This window comes from Bacteroidota bacterium (assembly GCA_016183775.1).
In the GTDB taxonomy this organism is placed as follows: domain Bacteria; phylum Bacteroidota; class Bacteroidia; order JABDFU01; family JABDFU01; genus JABDFU01.
Genome location: JACPDY010000071.1, coordinates 1 through 18,250 on the forward strand (window position 1 = coordinate 1; position 18,250 = coordinate 18,250).

An 18,250-nucleotide genomic window follows, 5' to 3' on the forward strand; every position below is an offset into this window, starting at 1 on the left:
GTAAGGCTTGTTTCATACATGGTACATAGGGTTTTGGTCAACACTAAGTAATTCAGTAGGAGATTTCCTTTTAGATGCCCTTTATACTTTTTATCAAATGAATTTTAAACAGTTTCTGAGAATACATCGGTAGAGGAACTCAATCATATACCGGAAAAGGAATTACCGAAGGAAGGAAAAACAAGAGAGCAGGTAGTAAAAGTCAGGGTTAATCAATCTTTTTTCAGAAGTTCAATATTGGCTTCATATAATAATACGTGTTGTATTACAGGAATACAACAACCAGAACTTCTAATCGCTGGACACATTAAACCTTGGGGTATTGACGAAAAGAACAGACTGAATCCGCAAAACGGAATTGCAATCAATGCACTTCATGATAGGGCCTTTGAAACCGGGTTACTTACAATTACTCCTGATTTCAAAATAAAAATTTCCTCTGTTCTTAAAAAGCAAAGCAAGTTAGATGCCATTAAAAATTATTTTTTGAAATACGATAATCAACAAATCATTTTGCCTTCAAGATTTTTACCTGAAGGCGAATTTCTAAAATACCATAATCAAGAACGCTTTAAACCTTGAAAAATGAAGAAACAAAAATTGCTCGAAACAGTTGCCGATATTGCGTATATAGCAGGTCAAATGAAATTCTATTCTGGAGATAGCCGTGCCGACATTTCAAATTTTATTTATTGGGCGAATGAGTTTGAAAAGAAAAATTTAAAAACTAACTGGGAGGAGGCTAATTATATTTTGGCTATTCAGGAATTTGCCAAAGAAAAAATAGAAAATCACTCCGCTGCAAAAAATGCTCAGCCCGCTATTTTGTAAAACCACCCGGTAGTATTATTCCAGCAACCCACCATCCCAATTCTCAATTTGCGATGGTTCGCACTTTACAATTCGGCAATTAGCCCTGAATCTTCGCAATCGGAGTCCCTTTCATGGCTTCACCTACAAGGTACGCCAGAAATTTTGCAAACGCTTCTATATCCAAATTAACACTTGCCTTTTCGAGTGCTTCCATATAGGTTGTACGTTCTTCAACGGGAATAACTGTCCAGGGGTATCCGCCGGAGGCGAGCATTGCATTAAATAAAAAACGTCCCATGCGTCCGTTGCCATCCATATAGGGATGGATGAAGACAAATATGAAGTGTCCTAAGACTGCTCTCACGGAAGCTTCCGGCTCGTTCTGTAATAATTCAAAAAATTCCGGCATTGCATCGCGCACAGCATCTTTATTTATGGGTACATGTTTGGAGTTACTTATATAAACCTGGCTATTCCTGTAGCCGGCAAGATCAGAGGCTTTTAATATACCTGCTGTTACGCTGGGGGCAAATAATTCCCGGTACCAGTCTCCATGTTCTGCATCCGCAACTTTCCCGGAATTTTTTCCATCAAGTATTTTTTTTATGCTTTCCCTTACTTTTTGGGTTGCCTGCCAATAGCCGCGTGCAGCCATTGCATCTTTTTGTTTTTTATCTTTTTCATTATTTTTTGTGTCCCAGGTTCCGCTTCGTACGCGTTCAATTAATTCCGGTGTAACCCTGTAACGCTCTATGGATAATGAGTTGTATGCATCTGTAACATATATTTCTTCCACTTTCTTCATGTACGCTTCGTGATCAGCCGGAAGCCCGGGCGCTTTTGGAAAGTGTTTAATAACAACATCACGCATTTCGGGCCACATTAATTTTATCCTGTTCACATAAGGTGATAGATCTCTTGCGGATAAAGTAATTCGTGTACTGGTTTCAAACGGATCTGTTTCCCGGACATCGTAACCTGCAGCCCGCATGGTTTTTATTATGTCATCGGCAATTTTACTTCTGCCAATATTCCGGAATGCGCCGACAAGTCGTCCTGCAATTCTTGTATGTCCCCCGTCAAGTAATTGTCCTGCTATCTCTGAAGAATCTTTGATCATGGCTAATGCGGTTCTCACATCTGTCGGGTTCTTTGTAAATACTGCAGGTGTGCAATGTACCAGCGAGGAGGACAAGGTCATCATTCGGATTTTTTCTAACGTAACTATTTCTGCAGTTTTCGGAACCGGGGAATCCCAGTGCCATAAAGAAGTTCCATACGGCAATGATGTAGCGTAGTTGGAATTTTTGGTTGTACGTATTATAAGTTGTTGTGGAACGGTCCAATTGCCTGCATGTATTTGCAATGATTGATCAGGAGATATAAAATAAGAATCAGCATACCGGTCTGTTAAATATCTTGCACAAAACTGCCAGTAAGAAGCGTGCCAGGAAGTGCTGTCACCAAGCTTTTCATTTGAAGGTGTTGAAATATACCATCCTTTTGTAACCTCTTTCAAAAAACCATTTTTTAAAAGACGCTCTCTGTGGACCCTGGTTAATTCCCCTGATTTTATAGCTACAAGCCCTTTATCCTGAAGTTTTTTCAGAAATTCCAATGAGGCGGCTAATTTTTCACTTGGTGTGGCCACAATTAATTTTTAAATTATTGATTGTCAATTTATGATTAAATATTAGTGTAATTACCGGGTTATGATGTAGTGCATTTACCATGTTATTATGTTGTTCAATTACCTTGTTATAATGCCGTTCAATTACCTGATTATTATGCAAAAATAGTGATAAACATTTGATTTTTATCAAAAAAACAATTTAAATTTGGGAGCGGTCTCCATAAAAAATAGCTAAATAAAAGGAAAAATTCCATCATTCTTACCCGCTACCCGATTCGCAAATCACCAGCCAAAATACTTCCTGTAATATGCATATCCAGCAGTGCATTTGTCCTGCTTTCCGAGTGAACCGTTTCCATTTTGGAAATAGTTGCTCTGATTATAGCCAATTACCGGGTTTTCCTTGGTAGTTAAAGCAATGTGCATTTTTTGCACATACCACCAGTTGTTGCAAAAAATACAACAACTGTAATTAAGGGAGCTCTTATTTAACTTTTCGAAATTTCCTTATAGCTAAAAAAGTTTAAAACGAACTTGTGTAAACTTTACACAAGTTCGTTTTAGTCGCCCAAAGCAACCCCGATGATAAGGAGTTAATGGTACAACTGATCATTAACCTGATAAACAGCAGGTAGAATATTCCGGCCAGCCGGTATATTCTTGTTAGCCTTTGCGGGATAAGGCCTCTCCCGTTGGGCAGGACCTTCGTCCTGCTCTTTCAAATAAATTGTAAATTTACCGCTACAAGCTATTAAACATGGATAAAAAAATAACACAAGGCAAAAATTCTCCTGTGTTCGAGCAAATAAAACAGCTGGACGAAAGGGGGAATGAGTTTTGGTCGGCTCGCGATTTGGCAAAGGCACTTGACTATGCGGAGTTTAGAAATTTTATACCCGTGATTGAAAGGGCAAAAGAAGCCTGTAAAAACAGCAAACATCCAATAGCGAACCATTTCGTGGACTTCCACGAGATGGTTTCAATAGGTTCTGGAGCACGGCGCGAAATGGAAAGCATAAAACTTACGCGTTATGCTTGTTACCTGATAGTACAGAATGCCAGTCCGGATAAGGAGGTAGTGGCCCTTGGACAAACCTATTTTGCCGTACAAACCCGCTTGCAGGAAATACAACAGACAGAAGCATATAGTGAGTTAAGTACGGAAGAAGAAAGACGTCTTTTTTTGCGGAAAGAATTGCTAAAGCATAATAAACATTTGGCTAATGCTGCCAGGGGTGCGGGAGTAATTGATCCCATTGACTATGCCATATTTCAAAATTTTGGATACAAAGGATTGTATGGCGGAATCGATGCCAAAGGAATACACGCTAAAAAGGGATTAAAGAAAAATGAACAGATACTTGATCATATGGGTAGTACTGAATTAGCCGCAAACCTTTTCCGTGCTACACAAACCGAAGAAAAACTGCGAAGAGAGAATATTAAAGGCAAACAGAAGGCTAACCAAACCCATTTTGAAGTAGGCAAAAAAGTACGGAAAACGATTGAGGAATTAGGAGGAACGATGCCTGAAAATTTGCCCGTTGCAAATAGCATTAAAAAATTGGTGAAAGGAGAAAGGGCTAAAAAACTGAAAGGCAAAAAGAAAAAATAAAATAAATGATAATGGTTTAGTAGCGTTGGCTTTATTAGTGGCCCAAAGCAACCCCGATGATAAGGAGTTGATGGTACAATTGATTATTATTACAATTAATCTTATAACTGTAAGGCTCCAAATCTCACCTTGTTTGACAACACATTCTTGTTAGCGGTAATAGTATTATGCTTCTCCGAACACCGGATTCATCTTCAACGCTTCCATCTTTTTTTCAGTGATAAAAATTGAAGTATCCATAAACATATTAAAATCTGTGGTACGGATATCTTCAAGATATGTTTTTATCGGTTGAAAATAAAGGTCGGCATTCATTAAATCGCCCATACGTAAATAATAGTTAATGAAAAAGCAATTGAATGTGATCAATTCACTGATATGAAATAGTTTTTTTGAGGGATATAATTGAGACAGGAATAATTTATTGTCGAAAACTTTTTCAACCTCGTTATGCTTGCCTATAATAATAAATCTTTCGGCAAGTTTCAGTTTTGAATAAAGATATTCCGGGTGTGCGGCAATCATCTCATCAATCACTTTGTCGTACAATTCCTGATTTTTAATTGTGAGATATGCTTTGGCGAGATAGTTTTTATAAATGGGGATATGCGGGTGTTGTGCAATCTTTGCCTGCAGTATCCCGATATTTTTAGGAAGGTTGTCTTCTTTCAGTATATCACAATAAATGTCGGTGAGGTCAAGGCACTCATCATCAGATAATCCATACTCGGCAGGCAAATCAAAAGTAATGTCCACATCAGCGATCATTCGTTCCATACTATTCGGCTCATTATCTTGAAATTCAGAGAATAAATAATCTGCCATTTTTATCATATCTATTTCGGACAGATCACCTCCTTTTGAAAAATCCGATAGCATATCCGGTAAGGGGTTCCAATTGCCGACTCCCAACTTACTTCCTAAAAAATTATCCTGTATATAGTCTTCGTCTTCGTCATCACCAACCTCGGCTATGTAATCATAATTTCCGGCACCGGCCGTTTTTTCGAGAGTTGCAATATATCTTTCAAATTCCCGTTGTGTCATGGCCGGCGATTGAATGATGAAAGGTTTTTCGTCTTTTCCAAACGCAATATCAATAAGTGGAACATCCTCCGAATCCTCTTCGAGTATAAACTGTGTTATGCGGAAATCTTTATGCGGGTTGAATTCATAATCTTCCGCAAAGCCAATACCGCCATAGATAACGTTGTGGGCAAGTTTATACTCACATTCGATCATCGGAGCTTCTGTATTAGCCGAAAACTTTACTAAAATATCTTCAAATTCATCCGGAGGAATATTAAAAAGAAAATACGTGTCCTTTAAACCCAAACAATACAGATCGATCAGGTAGAAGCCCAGTGTAACATTTCCTGTAACATGTTTTCGGGTGATGATAAGGTTCGCCATACCTCCATTTTCCCAGTCTTCTGTAATATAACATTTGCCAATGGGTAATGAGCGGGCTTTTGTTTTTACATAGTTTTCCGGAGAAAGGGGGATTACCTTTTGCGATGATTTTGTAGCCATTTTTGCAAATTTTTTTATAAAATTATATTTTACATTCATACCTACAAGTTATGTTAAAATCTTTTTATAAAAATAACGCAAAATCAAATTCCAAACAAGGTATCCAATTCCGCCAATGGGCCACACAACGTTTAAAGGATTATCTGGTAAAAGGCTATGCCACGAACCAAAAACATCCCGGCAAAACGGAAGATTTATGTTTGAGTGAAGCCAGGGCACTGTAGGCAGATAAAAATATTTTCATATCTTTACAATCTGGGAATTAAATTCCCAAATTGTAAAGATATGATACCAAGGGATTTAAAAAAACAGCTTGTTTTATTGGCAAAAAAAATGCCGGCTATAGCGCTTACGGGTCCACGCCAGTCAGGGAAAACCACGCTGCTGAAGGCTGCTTTTCCCGGCTATGATTATGTTAACCTGGAGCATCCTCCTACCCGCACATTGGCTATAAATGATCCGGAGCAGTTTTTGTCGCAATATAAGAAGGGCCTTATCATAGATGAAGTACAGCGGGTTCCTGAATTGTTCTCCTATTTGCAGGTTGCCATGGATAAGCAAAAAAAACACGGGCGATATATTTTAAGCGGCTCTCAGAATTTTTTGCTGCTCGAAAATATCAGCCAGAGTTTGGCCGGAAGGGTTGTGCTTTTAAATTTATTGCCGTTTAGTTACCAGGAAATGAAGCAGGGAGGCATCGCTGTTAAAAGCATTGAACAGCTTATTTTTAAAGGGGCGTATCCCGCGATATATGATCGTAAAGTTGCTCCTGCTGTTTATTATTCTTCCTATTTGAACACATACGTGGAAAGGGATGTAAGGTCGTTGGTAAATGTACACGACCTTTCGCTGTTTGAAACATTTATTAAATTATTGGCCGGAAGGGTGGGTCAATTGCTTAATTTAACTGATATAGGCAATACGCTTGGTATTGACCATAAAACAGTAAAAAAATGGCTTTCTGTTTTGGAAACATCTTTTATTATTTATTTTTTGCAGCCCTATCATACTAATTTCAATAAACGATTGGTTAAAACACCTAAACTTTATTTTTATGATACCGGCCTCGCCTGTAATTTATTGGGTATTGATGCCCCAACGCAACTGACAAGTCATTGGGCAAAGGGTGGGCTTTTCGAAAATTTTGTGATAAATGAATTAATTAAAGAGCGGATGAATAAAGGGCTAAAACCACAGCTCTATTTTTGGCGGGATAATACGGGCAATGAAGTAGATTTATTAATTCAGGAAAAAGGTAAAATAAAAGCTGTCGAAATTAAATCATCAAAAACATATAACCCCCAGTTTTTTAAAGGGCTTGGTTATTATGCAAAGCTTTCGGGAATAAAAAAAGCGAATTGTTTTCTGGTTTATAGCGGAGAAAATGAATTAAAAACATCGAACGGGCAATTGTTAAATTGGACAAATACCTGCAATATTTAAATAGGGCAATGATGTAATGGGTGAAACATTGCCTGTTATTAAAAGGATATTCAAATCACTTCCAACCGATTAACTAAATGCCTATTTTGGCTATATTTATACATGGCTTTCTTATAAAAAAGCGGCAGAGCCGCGAAAATATTTATATAGTAAAAAATCGAAAAGCATTTTATCCAACCCTAAATCACAACAATGATCATCTACATTATCGCCATCGGAATTTCCCTGATGATCCTGGAGCGTATTATTCCCGATCAAAAGCTGCCGCACGTTAAAGGCTGGTGGACACGGGTTATCATCCTTAATATTTGTCAGATCGGCGTTATATTTTTAGGAAAAGTGAGTTGGGATACCTGGTTCCAGGGAAGGTCGCTGGTTCATTTGCCGGCTTCGTTAAATGAACCGGAGGGTGGTTTTATCGCTTATTTGGTATTAACGTTTGTGTTTTACTGGTGGCACAGGTGGAGACATACCATTAATATTTTATGGTTACTTATGCATCAGGTTCATCATAGCCCTCAACGCATCGAAACAATCACTTCCTTTTTTAAACATCCGTTGGAAATCATTTGTAATTCTATAATTATAGGTCTTGTTAATTTTAGTCTCCTTGGTTTAAGTATGGAAGCGGCTGCCTGGTGTATACTGTACTCCGCGCTGGGTGAATATGTCTATCATATGAATATTAAAACACCACATTGGATGGGTTATATTTTTCAGCGTCCGGAGATGCACCGTATTCATCACGAAAGGAATAGGCATTTTAATAATTTTTCCGACATTCCGCTCTGGGATATGCTTTTTGGTACATTTGAAAATCCAAAGACAAATGATAAACCATGCGGGTTCAAGCCCGAACGCGAAGAAAAATTGGTTGAAATGCTGTTGTTTAAGAATGTGAATAATCAGTATACGTCAACCAAAAATAAATGAGAAAATATATTTATATACTTATTGTAATTATTGGGTTACTGCAGGCTATTGGTTTCCTGCTGGGCAATAAAATTATCAGGGGGATGGGAACTGTTTCGGGCTCATCGCCGCTGCCGCTTGTGTTTACCGAGGTTAAAGGGGTGGAAACATTTGCCGGTGATTTTTATATTCAATACATAAGGGCTGAAGGTCAAAAAGAAGAGATACAGATAACACCTGCCATGTATTCAAAATTAAAGGGACCTTATAACCGGCGAAACGTTTATGGAGCCGCGATCTCCTACGGGCCTATTCTCAGGAAAGAGATCTGGGGATCGGTTTTTGATTATGGTTTCTGCAAGAAAACAATTATCAAAGAAATGGGATTACCCGCAAACGGAACAGATTATGCCATAAAAATAAGAACAAAAACAGCGGGCCGGGATGATGTGTGGACACTAACACCTGTATGCGCCAATGTAATTAAGGTAAGAGGAATGTGACCTAATGACAAGCCCGAAGGGCTTGAATTTTAATAACCCCCGATGAAATCGGGGGTTATTAAAGTGAGAGGAGTCCCAACCCTGAAAGGTTTGAATATGTTGATATAAAAGACATTCAACCCGCCTGAGGCGGGTTGGAAAATTGTTTTTGACGTTTTTCCTCCGGTTTAACCGGAGGTTATTAAAATTGAAGCCCTTCGGGCTTAGCTTAATGACATAGCCAGTATGCGCCAATTGAAAACCTACTCAGCATATCAGTTTTCGTTTTTCAGGATCATACTGGGTGTTTACCTGTTCATCCATTTTGTAATGCTGTTTCCCTATGCTGTCGAAATGTGGAGCAATGCCGGATTAATGCCTGATGCAAGTCTCAACCTTACACATGGATTTTTTCCGAATATATTAAATAGCTCCGATTCGCCATTTGCAGTTCAACTTCTTGTGTTACTATTGATCGTATGTTCCCTGTTGTTCACATTCGGTATTCAACGGCCCATTGCCGCTTTTGTGCTGTGGTATGGCTGGGTTTGTTTGTTCGATCGCAACAACCTTATCAGCAACCCGGGTCTTCCGTTTATCGGGTGGATCTTATTGTGCTGCATTGTAGTTCCGAAAGGTGAGCCGCTCTCGTTGTTTACAAAGAAAAATGAAAACTGGTCTTTTCCTCCCATATTATTTTGGGGCGCATGGATCATAATGTCTGTTGGCTATACCATCAGCGGGTTCGATAAGCTTCATTCGCCCAGCTGGAGAGACGGCAGCGCTATTATTCATTTACTTAATAATCCGCTTGCCCGGGATTGGGGCCTGAGGACTTTCTTTTTGTCTTTCCCTCAAGGTATTCTGCATTTTTTAACCTGGGGAATACTTTTGCTGGAAATGACTTTTTTACCCTTCGCCATCTGGAAAAAAACACGAATGTGGATATGGCTGTTCACAATCATTATGCATGCTGGCATTCTGCTGATTGTTGACTTTGCCGACCTTACATTCGGAATGCTGATGATACATTGGTTTACGTTTGACGGATCATGGATCAAACCGATAAAAGTATCCGAGCAGAATAACTTTGTTTTCTTTGACGGCGTATGTGGCCTGTGCAATTCGTTCGTTGATTTTTTATTAAAGGAAGACAAGGATGAAGTATTACTTTATGCACCATTGCAGGGAGAAACGGCCCCGGTATATTTAAATAATATCGATACATCAGATTTGAAGACTGTTGTTTTTTTCAGCGATGGAAAAGTATTCACCAGGTCGGACGCGATCATAGAAATTTTGAAAAGTATGGGCGGTATTTGGGGGCTGGCTCCTGTTCTCAGGATCTTTCCAAGGGTATTGCGCGATTATGTTTATTCTGTTATTTCTAAGAACAGGATCAAATGGTTTGGGCAAAAGGAAACGTGTCGGATGCCCACGGAAAAGGAAAGAGGGAGGCTGTGGAGATAGGAATATTCAATGCATTAGTATCCACTAAATAATTATCACATGTTGAATAAATTAAGCGCGCTGTTTTTTCTGGTTATCAATTTAAATACCGGGGGTTTTTCACAAGGTTGGATAAAACTGACTACTACAGGTTCAATTACTGCACGAAGCAATGCTTCTGCGATTTATATCCCGGTTAAAAATAAAATGTATGTTTTTGGCGGCAGCACTTCCGGTGGAAAGGTAAATGAATTGTGGAGCCTCGATCTGAATTCCAATAACTGGACTCTGATTCCATCCAAATCCTCAAAATCACCTGTCGCTCGTTATACTCAGATAGCCATGTATGATACTATTATGGATCGTATGCTTATCTGGTCGGGACAAGGGGCGGCTTTGTATAACGATGTTTGGGCTTTTAATTTTACTGATAGCACCTGGCAGGAACTATTTGCGGATGGAAATGTTTCGGGTGCACCTCTAAAGCGATATGGCACCGCAACAATTTTTGATCCGATTAAACGCGACATAATTAATTTTGCAGGCTTTACTACATCGGGCCGGTTTGATGATACGTGGTCATTTAATGTTGATACGATGAAATGGATGGATAAAACCAATTCTTTTTTTCCTTTGAAACGATGTCTTACTTCACAGAGTTTCGCAGCCGACAGGCGGCAAATGATTGTATATGGAGGCCAAAGCACAGGTAACCTGGATGATATATGGACACTTGATTTGGATAGTTATAGTTGGACCAATCCAGCTCCGACCTCAAAACCTATAGCGCGCCATTACCCTTCCAATGTTTACTGCGGAAAAGGTAATGTTGTTATTTTCGGTGGTAGTTATTTAGGCCAGGGAAATTTAGCGGGAGGAATGAACGACCTCTGGTCATTTTCTCTGGATAATAATAAATGGGACAGCATTCCTCAAGGATCAACAAAACCGGCTGAAAGGTTTGGCCATATTGCAGTTTATATTCCTTCCCAGGACAAAATGATAATCTATGGGGGAACAGGAGCCTCGCTTTATAATGACACATGGGAGTTCTCCGGTATATCAGCCGCAATTACATCGGCGAAAGAGATGGACGATCATCAATTTTTCCTGCAGATATATCCGAACCCCGGTTTTAGTGATGCAAAGATCGGATTTACTTTAAGTGAAAAGTTATTTGTTACACTTGCAATACATGATATTAAGGGCTGTGTTGTTGCAAGCCCGATAAACGGCCAGTTAAATGAAGGAAAGCACATCATTGATCTTAACAATTATCAATTAGTGCCGGGAGTTTACTTTGTTTCACTTAACACTCCGAAAGGTAATAGAGTAATGAAATGGATAAAGACTAAAGAATAAAATTTCGGACAGAAATATGTAAAATAGTTTGCGGTATAATACCGATCGAAAGAAAAATTGTTTTAATTTATACTAAAATATATCGAGCATCGGTATTAAAGCCGTATATGCCGAGTCTCAAGACCCTTGAAATCAAGTTCCCTCGGTATAAAAATAAATAATTTATTTACCTACAATAAACTTACCTGTTTGTGTCTGTTTCCCGTTTTTATCATTTAAGGAGTAAAAATATATTCCCGCATTCATATCGTTTGTTTGTAATAGCAGTTGGTTGGCTCCCGCAATTTGTTCGGTTCTTACAAGCTGACCCGATGCATTGTATATAACAATATTTGTTACTGTTGAGTTCGCGTCGAATGAAAAGTAAACAGGCTGGTTAACAGCAGGGTTAGGATAAACGTTAAGTGCTTTAGCTGCATTTAATTCTTTAACAGAAGAAGGCAGCAAAGTGAAATCGTAATAAGTTGCGCTCACAGACGCAGATTTAGAGGCAGGGCCTTCAAAATCAGCTGAAGCGACAGGGGCTTTTTGTGCAGCAGAGTACCAGGAATAAGTATCTGAAGTATCTTTAGGCCCCTCTCCGGAAAGAAGGGAGTATGTTCCTGAACCTGTGAAATCAACAAATATGCTATCGTAAGAATAACTGAATGTATGAACCCTTAAAGTATTTGAATATGTTCCTGCAGGTGTTTTTAGTGTGCCATATGCATCTGCAGTCAGGTTTTGTGTAACGCGGAGAATGAATTTGGCATTATACGTTCCATATTTGGTAAGAGCAACAATTCTTGACGTGTTAGACTTCGTGCTGTTATATGTAAATGGAGTGGGGAGAAAATACATATCAGGAGTATAGTCCATTTTGCCAAACCCGTATTTGGTTCCACTGTACATTCCGTCAAAATAAATTCCGGTTGTGTTCAATTCAAAAAATTGAGCCATAGAGTCTACAGCGCTGTATTGTGCCAGATCAGCAGTAGGAAAATTGCTGCCCCATCCATTAGGAACAGAAGCAGGTGTCATAAAACTGGTGAAAGAGGTATCATCAATTACATAATACCCTGTTGAATAATCCCAGTTTAAATTGGCTCCCCCTGCAGTAACGGCATGCATGCCTGCGCGGTTATCACTAAGTTCAGCCCATTTTGAAGTAAGAGTCGGAAAATCGGCTGAAGTAATGGTTGGTTGTGCCAGCAATGCAGAAGAAGCGCATGCAGCAACAATAGATACAAATAGAGTAATTTTTTTCATGCGATAAAGTTTTAGGTTGTTTTGCAAATATATGAAATCTAGAACAAGAGGCAAGATCCTAAACCCTATGAGGGTGTACGACAAAATTTCCTCTATATAATCTTTTGGTGGGATTTGGCGCTTTGGTGTTTTGGTGGTTTCCTTTTTTGTCCCCAACCGCCAGGGATACCATCCGCGATTATAAAATAGTCTGTGCTATAATACCGATCGGGAGAGAAAAATTATTCGAATTTAGACTAAAACACATACAGTTTCTAAAATCTTGTGGTACACTTTTCGTAATTCGGCCTGGCCGGCTTATTTGTCTTTTTGGAGAAAAGACGTGTTGCTTTCTTTTTAAACCAGTGTGAGCGTGTTTTGTTGGATTCAACTTTGGTGCTTCCGTTTTCCTTGTTTTTTACAACTTGTTCCTTTTGTTCCGGAGTAGGAGAAACGGCCGGTCCATTGACAGTTTCAATAATTTTTTGTTCAGGCATTAAAACCTGTTCAGGAGTGTTATTGGCAGGTACTATTTCTTTTTTTTCCGGATCAGTTTGTTGGGTTGGTTCCGCAGTTGTGCTTCCTTCAGGGATGTCATTATATTTTTTAATTGTTTCGGTTTTGTTTTGTTCAGATTTGTTCGGGAACAGGTTATACCGTTTACGGGCATAGAAATCATTTTTCGCTGCAGCTCTTTGTCCGGTATTATTTGCGGAGACGTCTGTTTTACTCAGCATTTTCGCATACGCTAAATATGGATTATTGGTCTCTGTTTTCTTCCCCTGGGTTTTTCGCATATATTCCAGAAAATCGCCGCGATCATTCTGTTTACGCGTATTCCAACTGGGACAATCCGCGGCAGTAGAAACGGGCTTATTGACTCTGCCGGTTCCGTTATCCTGTGCAACACACAAAACAGGCAATCCTGCAAGAGTAATAATTTGTATGTATTTGAGAAGCCCCATTACTTAAATGTAAGACATATTTAAGCATAACGCAATTATTGTGCCGTTGGTATATGGGAGGGTGAACTGTTTAAAATTTATCTATTTGAAATGTTATATGTCGCCCCTACAGGGCTTTAAAAATTATTTATTTTTTTCTACCAAGATTCCATCCCTACGGGATTTTAATAGCTCCGTTAGGAGCGAAATCTTGGTAGAAAATTAATAACATTTATTTTATATGAAATTTAAACAGTCTCTAAAAAGAATTAAGTTTCTCCTTATCTTCGGGGGAGATGGGTTATTTCGCCCATTCCTAAATATGCAGTTGAATGGAAATCAATGAAAATGTCTCATGATATCGCCATGCAATTGAACAAAGCCGCCCTAAAATTTTAGTGAAAAAATTTATAAATGGACGTCTTTAAATGATTTAAATTTTTTGTATTTCCAAAATGGCGGGTGCTTGATCTTTGACTTCGCCATTTGTTTTTTAAGGTCGTCTTCGAGTTTTTTCTTCAGGTCTTTGAATCCTTTGATGGATATTTTCCCACCTCCATACTCATCCATGTTGTCGTCGCCATGCTCGCCTAAATCTGAGCAAATTAGAGCGATACAAAAGTGCTGAACGGCTAGTAAGTCTGTTTTATCCTTGGTTTTTTCTTTGTTCTTTTCAAGCTTTTTGTAAGTCTCATAAGGTTCATCCATAGCGGTTACGTAGGCTTGTGCTAAATGTTTTTCAACCGGCATTTCAGGCAGAGCATCCTTAAAGAATTTTGTTTTTTTAAACTCGACAAAACGTGGATCGGTGTTCAAAAATGAATGCATAACTGTCATTGTCACACGATCGATACGAAAAATCGTCGACAAATAAAATCCGGCTTTTTCAAAATCTTTATTTTCTACGCAATGGATTAAAGCACTCATCACTTCTGTGGCAACTCGCCCGCTTTCCGAAGAATTAATTGTTTTGCAATCAGCAATCATTTTGTCAATTTTGGAATAATCTGGCCCACTCTTATTCTTGAGTGAAAATTGAGCTTCCATTTTATTTGCAAGATCTTTGAGTTTTGGATCATCGTTGGCTAATTTTATGAGACCGGTGAGGACCTCCGCATAATCATCAGGTTGATCAATCGCAATACTGAACACATATTCGATAGGATTGCTTAAGATATATGCGGGAGAGAGTTTAACCTTTCCAATTTTACTGGCATCTTCTGCAAATTTAATCGCTTTTTCAAAGTTTTCAGTCCAAAAATAAATCCGAGGTATATAAATATTTAAATAGGTGACCAACTCTCCACCAAGATTTCGAATTTGATTTATATATTTAGGAGCCTCAGTATTTTCAAGAAGCACGAGTCCGTCCTCAGGGTAAGATTGCTCGGCGTCTTCTAAATCTCGAATCCATTTTCTCAATTCTTCTGTTGTGTATATTTTTTCTGCTTCCATAGAACCTCCGATGTTTAAAAATTTCAATTTTATGCTATTAAAGATAAGTTTATTTTGCGTATTAAAATGGTTTTTCCATCCCAATATGCAGCAAGGCATCACCAACATGCACAACAGGTTGATTATTGATGCCGATAATAAATCCATCGTCAGGCGCAACCAGTTTAATTTCACTTCTGTTGTATGGGTCGCTGATAATGCCGATCACCTCATCTTTTTCAAAGAACGCTCCGAATTTTTTTTCTGTACGGAATAGCCCTGCTTCCTGTGCACGCATCCACCTGTCTTTACCAATAATAATAGTGTGCGGTACGGACATCTCGCCGGCGATCATGCTCAGGTTTTTTAAGAAACGGAGACATCCGCTAAGTCCTTCGTTAATAGCTGTGTTGTTAAAACGTAATGATTCACCTGCTTCAAAAACCAAAATACTTTTTCCCTGTTTAGCGGCCTCCATTCGGAACGAGCCTTCACGATACGGTGCATTGATGATAAAAGGAGGAGCGAATAATTTTGCCAGTTCAATATTTTTAGGTTCATCGAATACACAGCGCAGCTGCGGATAGTTATTTATTTTAGCGCCTCCGGTATGGAAATCGACCCCAAAATCGATCACCGATAATATATTGTGAATAATGTCGTGCGCGATGCGGCTTCCGAGTGAACCGCTTCTGGTTCCGGGGAAGCAGCGGTTAAGGTCACGCCCATCGGGCAGATCGCGTTGGTTAAAAATAAATGAAACAACATTGAAAACCGGAATGGCTATAATAGTTCCGCACAGAGGTTTTTGTATGTCTTCTCTTTTTATAAGCTGTCGTATTGTTTCGATACCATTGGTTTCTTCACCATGCATCCCTGCGCTGAGCAGAACAGTCGGTCCGTCATTAACTGAACGAAAAACATAAGCAGGGGTCTCAATTATACTTTGACTGGGTAGCTCACACTTGCTGAAAACAACCTGTTTGCTTTCGCCGGGCGCTATTATTGTTCCGTTAATTACAATGTCTTTGGCCATAATTAAAAATAACTTATATCAGGTAAGATGTTGTAAAATCGTATTTAGCTCTTCGACAGAAAAATCATTTTCATAAAATCGTTTAAATACCGCTCGTTTTAATTCGGTTGGAGTTATATCGGGATTCTCGTTTTTTATTGAACACTCAACAAGTTTCCGGCCTTCTTCGATCATTTCAATACCCAAGCGGAAGCGCTCCTCTTCGGTTTTTTTCATCCAGATATTATGCTGAATAAGTAATATTTCGGGGGAAGTATCCTGCATTTATACTAGATTATAGGTGAGTAATTTTAATTTTGCAGACCAATCTGAAATATATTTTTTATCGAGAGCCTTGTGATTTAGCAATGCTCTCAAATCGCTCATTTGCATATCACTTGGAGTTGATTGTATCCAGATAATTTTTGAAATAAAAAGATCTTCCGGAGATACGATCCAAGCCTTAAAATCGAAAATGGGTTTGTATACTTTTCGCCGGAATTCTTCATTCCGGAAATCACTTTCTTTCTTAATGATAAAATCTATTTTATATCCACTATTCTGATCGATAACATTAAACATTCCCTTTTTTTCAATTTCCGCCAAAACGGTTTTACTATTTATGTAGAAAGTATCAGTAAAAATTGAAAGGAATGAATTTAAATCTTCTTTCTTCAGGTTGATTACTATATCAATATCGCGGGTAAAGCGAGGGGTTGCATAAATTGTCATGGCGATACTTCCTGACAACATGTATTCAATATTCTTTTTTTCAAGTTGACCGCAGGTGTATTTTAATAATTCCTGGATCATCCTTACTGAATTTCATTCCGTTCAACATACTCAATAATTTTTCCGGCAATATCAACACCTGTAGCACCTTCAATACCTTCGAGGCCGGGCGAAGAATTTACTTCCATGATCAGCGGCCCGCGTTTCGATTGGAGCATATCTACACCCGCTATACCAAGGCCCAATTTTTTAGCGGCTTTTATAGCAGTTGATTTTTCTTCGGCAGAAAGCTTAATAAGCATGGCTTTCCCTCCGCGGTGCAGGTTGGAGCGGAATTCACCTTCAGCGCCCTGGCGCTTCATGGCGCCTACAACCTGTCCGTCAACGATGAAAGCACGGATATCAGCACCTTTTGCTTCTTTTATAAATTCCTGCACTAGTATATTTGCGTCAATACTCAGGAATCCTTCGATCACCGACTTGGCTACGTTATGTGTTTCGGCTAAAATAACGCCTATGCCCTGCGTGCCTTCTAACAGCTTGATCACAACCGGCGCGCCTCCTACCTGGTTGATAATAATATCAAGATCTTTTGAGCTGTAAGCGAAAGATGTTTTAGGCATTCCCAGTCCTGCACGTGCCAAAAGCTGCAGGCTGCGGAGCTTATCGCGCGAACGCGTAAGCGCCTGTGATTCCACGGCAGAAAAAATTTTCATCATTTCGAATTGCCGGACAACAGCAGCTCCATATAAGGTGGCAGACGCGCCTATTCGGGGAATTACAGCGCCTACATCAGAAACCTCCTTGCCCTGATAAAATACATGCGGACGCCCCTGTTCAATTACCAGTACGCATTTCATGTGGTCGAGTACCAATACTTCGTGTCCATGTTGCTCACCTGCTTCCACCAGGCGTTTTGTGGAATATAGTTTTGGATTACGGGATAAAATAACGAGTTTCATTTCAGGCTGATTTTTTTGTATTCAACAAATAAGTTTCATTTACATCGACGATAAAACGCCTGAGCAATAGTTTACGGCCTATTAAAACAGGGAAACGCATATTGCCTCTGTCGGTTAAAGATATTGAAGTTTTTACAATTTTGCGTCCGATCTTAAGGCGGGTTTTAAGAACATAGCGGCGCTCAAGAGCGCCAAACGAATTTTTAATGTCCTTTTCTTTAAAATCCACGAATCGTTGTTGCTGCTCATTGTATTCGGGGTGGGATGGGTCGAGCAATTTAAAATACAAAACCGGCTTTCCGTTCTCCTGTTTAACTTCAATATCGTGACAATGCAAAGCTGTTGTATAAGCTCCGGTATCTATTTTTGCATCAATATCAAAAATACCGAGATCGGGGAATGATACCTTTTCCCTCCGGCCAATTGTGATCTTTGGTTTTTCTTCAGTCATAATAAGCTATACAGCTGCTGCAAGGTAGAAAATATCTGTGAAAGAGACTCACTCTTCCTTCGGGCACCTTCACCGAATGGAAAAGAGAAACCGGATCTTTTCAGAAACTGTTTAAAATTTATTCAATAATATTTTTATAGCTGCAAAATGAATCATTGCCTCACTTGTTTCAAGCAAATATTCAAAATCTTTACTCAATCTTCGTTGGTTTTCAAACCAAGAAAAAGTTCTTTCAATAATCCA

21 protein-coding genes are annotated in these 18,250 nt (G+C 39.0%); 9 read left to right on the plus strand and 12 right to left on the minus strand.

Annotation, left to right across the window (positions count from 1 at the left end):
* Positions 1-147 precede the first annotated feature (147 nt).
* The gene (locus HYU69_08860; GenBank protein ID MBI2270449.1) at positions 148-582 is read left to right on the plus strand and encodes an HNH endonuclease; all 435 of its coding nucleotides are present in this window, start codon (positions 148-150) and stop codon (positions 580-582) included.
* Between the two features lie 3 nt (positions 583-585).
* Complete coding sequence (locus HYU69_08865; protein ID MBI2270450.1) at positions 586-831, plus strand: hypothetical protein; 246 nt, start codon at positions 586-588, stop codon at positions 829-831.
* Positions 832-910: 79 nt separating this feature from the next.
* On the opposite strand, the gene HYU69_08870 is transcribed toward HYU69_08865, so the two are convergent.
* Both HYU69_08870 and HYU69_08875 read right to left on the minus strand, forming a co-directional pair.
* Complete coding sequence (locus HYU69_08870) at positions 911-2,464, minus strand: Fic family protein (protein MBI2270451.1); 1,554 nt, start codon at positions 2,462-2,464, stop codon at positions 911-913.
* Positions 2,465-2,728: 264 nt separating this feature from the next.
* Positions 2,729-2,872, minus strand: a complete 144-nt coding sequence (locus HYU69_08875; protein ID MBI2270452.1) for a hypothetical protein — start codon at positions 2,870-2,872, stop codon at positions 2,729-2,731.
* A 331-nt stretch (positions 2,873-3,203) separates the two neighbouring features.
* On the opposite strand from HYU69_08875, the gene dinD reads away from it, so the two are divergent.
* On the plus strand, positions 3,204-4,061 hold the full coding sequence (gene dinD / locus HYU69_08880) for a DNA damage-inducible protein D (GenBank protein MBI2270453.1): 858 nt from the start codon (positions 3,204-3,206) through the stop codon (positions 4,059-4,061).
* Positions 4,062-4,226: 165 nt separating this feature from the next.
* Here dinD and HYU69_08885 read toward each other — a convergent pair whose 3' ends face one another.
* Positions 4,227-5,594 (minus strand): hypothetical protein, encoded by a 1,368-nt coding sequence (locus HYU69_08885; GenBank protein MBI2270454.1) that lies wholly within the window; start codon positions 5,592-5,594, stop codon positions 4,227-4,229.
* A gap of 50 nt (positions 5,595-5,644) precedes the next feature.
* Between HYU69_08885 and HYU69_08890 the strand changes: the two genes are divergently transcribed.
* The 6 genes from HYU69_08890 to HYU69_08915 all read left to right on the plus strand — a co-directional run bounded on the left by HYU69_08890 (position 5,645) and on the right by HYU69_08915 (position 11,242).
* Positions 5,645-5,818, plus strand: coding sequence for a virulence RhuM family protein (locus HYU69_08890; protein ID MBI2270455.1), 174 nt, complete (start codon positions 5,645-5,647; stop codon positions 5,816-5,818).
* Positions 5,819-5,879: 61 nt separating this feature from the next.
* Positions 5,880-7,037: an ATP-binding protein gene (locus HYU69_08895; GenBank protein ID MBI2270456.1), complete on the plus strand. Its 1,158-nt coding sequence runs from the start codon at positions 5,880-5,882 to the stop codon at positions 7,035-7,037.
* 192 nt (positions 7,038-7,229) lie between these two features.
* Positions 7,230-7,970, plus strand: coding sequence for a sterol desaturase family protein (locus HYU69_08900; protein MBI2270457.1), 741 nt, complete (start codon positions 7,230-7,232; stop codon positions 7,968-7,970).
* The gene (locus HYU69_08905) at positions 7,967-8,452 is read left to right on the plus strand and encodes a hypothetical protein (GenBank protein MBI2270458.1); all 486 of its coding nucleotides are present in this window, start codon (positions 7,967-7,969) and stop codon (positions 8,450-8,452) included. The genes HYU69_08900 and HYU69_08905 overlap by 4 nt, the downstream gene beginning before the upstream one ends.
* 225 nt (positions 8,453-8,677) lie before the next feature.
* A complete protein-coding gene (locus HYU69_08910; protein ID MBI2270459.1) occupies positions 8,678-9,901 on the plus strand; it encodes a DUF393 domain-containing protein in 1,224 nt (407 codons plus the stop codon).
* Between the two features lie 39 nt (positions 9,902-9,940).
* Positions 9,941-11,242 carry a T9SS type A sorting domain-containing protein gene (locus HYU69_08915; protein ID MBI2270460.1) on the plus strand — a complete coding sequence of 434 codons (1,302 nt, stop codon included), beginning with the start codon at positions 9,941-9,943 and terminating at the stop codon, positions 11,240-11,242.
* A gap of 162 nt (positions 11,243-11,404) precedes the next feature.
* Here the strand turns inward: HYU69_08915 and HYU69_08920 are convergent, their stop codons facing one another.
* The 9 genes from HYU69_08920 to HYU69_08960 all read right to left on the minus strand — a co-directional run.
* Complete coding sequence (locus tag HYU69_08920) at positions 11,405-12,490, minus strand: T9SS type A sorting domain-containing protein (protein MBI2270461.1); 1,086 nt, start codon at positions 12,488-12,490, stop codon at positions 11,405-11,407.
* Between the two features lie 254 nt (positions 12,491-12,744).
* Positions 12,745-13,434, minus strand: coding sequence for a hypothetical protein (locus HYU69_08925; protein ID MBI2270462.1), 690 nt, complete (start codon positions 13,432-13,434; stop codon positions 12,745-12,747).
* Between the two features lie 387 nt (positions 13,435-13,821).
* Positions 13,822-14,868 carry a hypothetical protein gene (locus HYU69_08930; GenBank protein MBI2270463.1) on the minus strand — a complete coding sequence of 349 codons (1,047 nt, stop codon included), beginning with the start codon at positions 14,866-14,868 and terminating at the stop codon, positions 13,822-13,824.
* Between the two features lie 61 nt (positions 14,869-14,929).
* Entirely contained in the window at positions 14,930-15,883 is a 954-nt protein-coding gene (locus tag HYU69_08935) for a succinylglutamate desuccinylase/aspartoacylase family protein (GenBank protein MBI2270464.1), read from the minus strand.
* A gap of 18 nt (positions 15,884-15,901) precedes the next feature.
* Positions 15,902-16,147, minus strand: a complete 246-nt coding sequence (locus tag HYU69_08940; protein MBI2270465.1) for a hypothetical protein — start codon at positions 16,145-16,147, stop codon at positions 15,902-15,904.
* Positions 16,148-16,675, minus strand: coding sequence for a nucleotidyl transferase AbiEii/AbiGii toxin family protein (locus tag HYU69_08945; GenBank protein MBI2270466.1), 528 nt, complete (start codon positions 16,673-16,675; stop codon positions 16,148-16,150).
* Between the two features lie 2 nt (positions 16,676-16,677).
* Positions 16,678-17,556: a 30S ribosomal protein S6--L-glutamate ligase gene (gene rimK, locus HYU69_08950; protein ID MBI2270467.1), complete on the minus strand. Its 879-nt coding sequence runs from the start codon at positions 17,554-17,556 to the stop codon at positions 16,678-16,680.
* Between the two features lies 1 nt (position 17,557).
* The gene (locus HYU69_08955) at positions 17,558-18,007 is read right to left on the minus strand and encodes an ATP-dependent zinc protease (GenBank protein ID MBI2270468.1); all 450 of its coding nucleotides are present in this window, start codon (positions 18,005-18,007) and stop codon (positions 17,558-17,560) included.
* Between the two features lie 111 nt (positions 18,008-18,118).
* Positions 18,119-18,250 (minus strand): transposase (locus HYU69_08960; GenBank protein MBI2270469.1); only part of this gene is annotated, 132 nt, incomplete at its 5' end.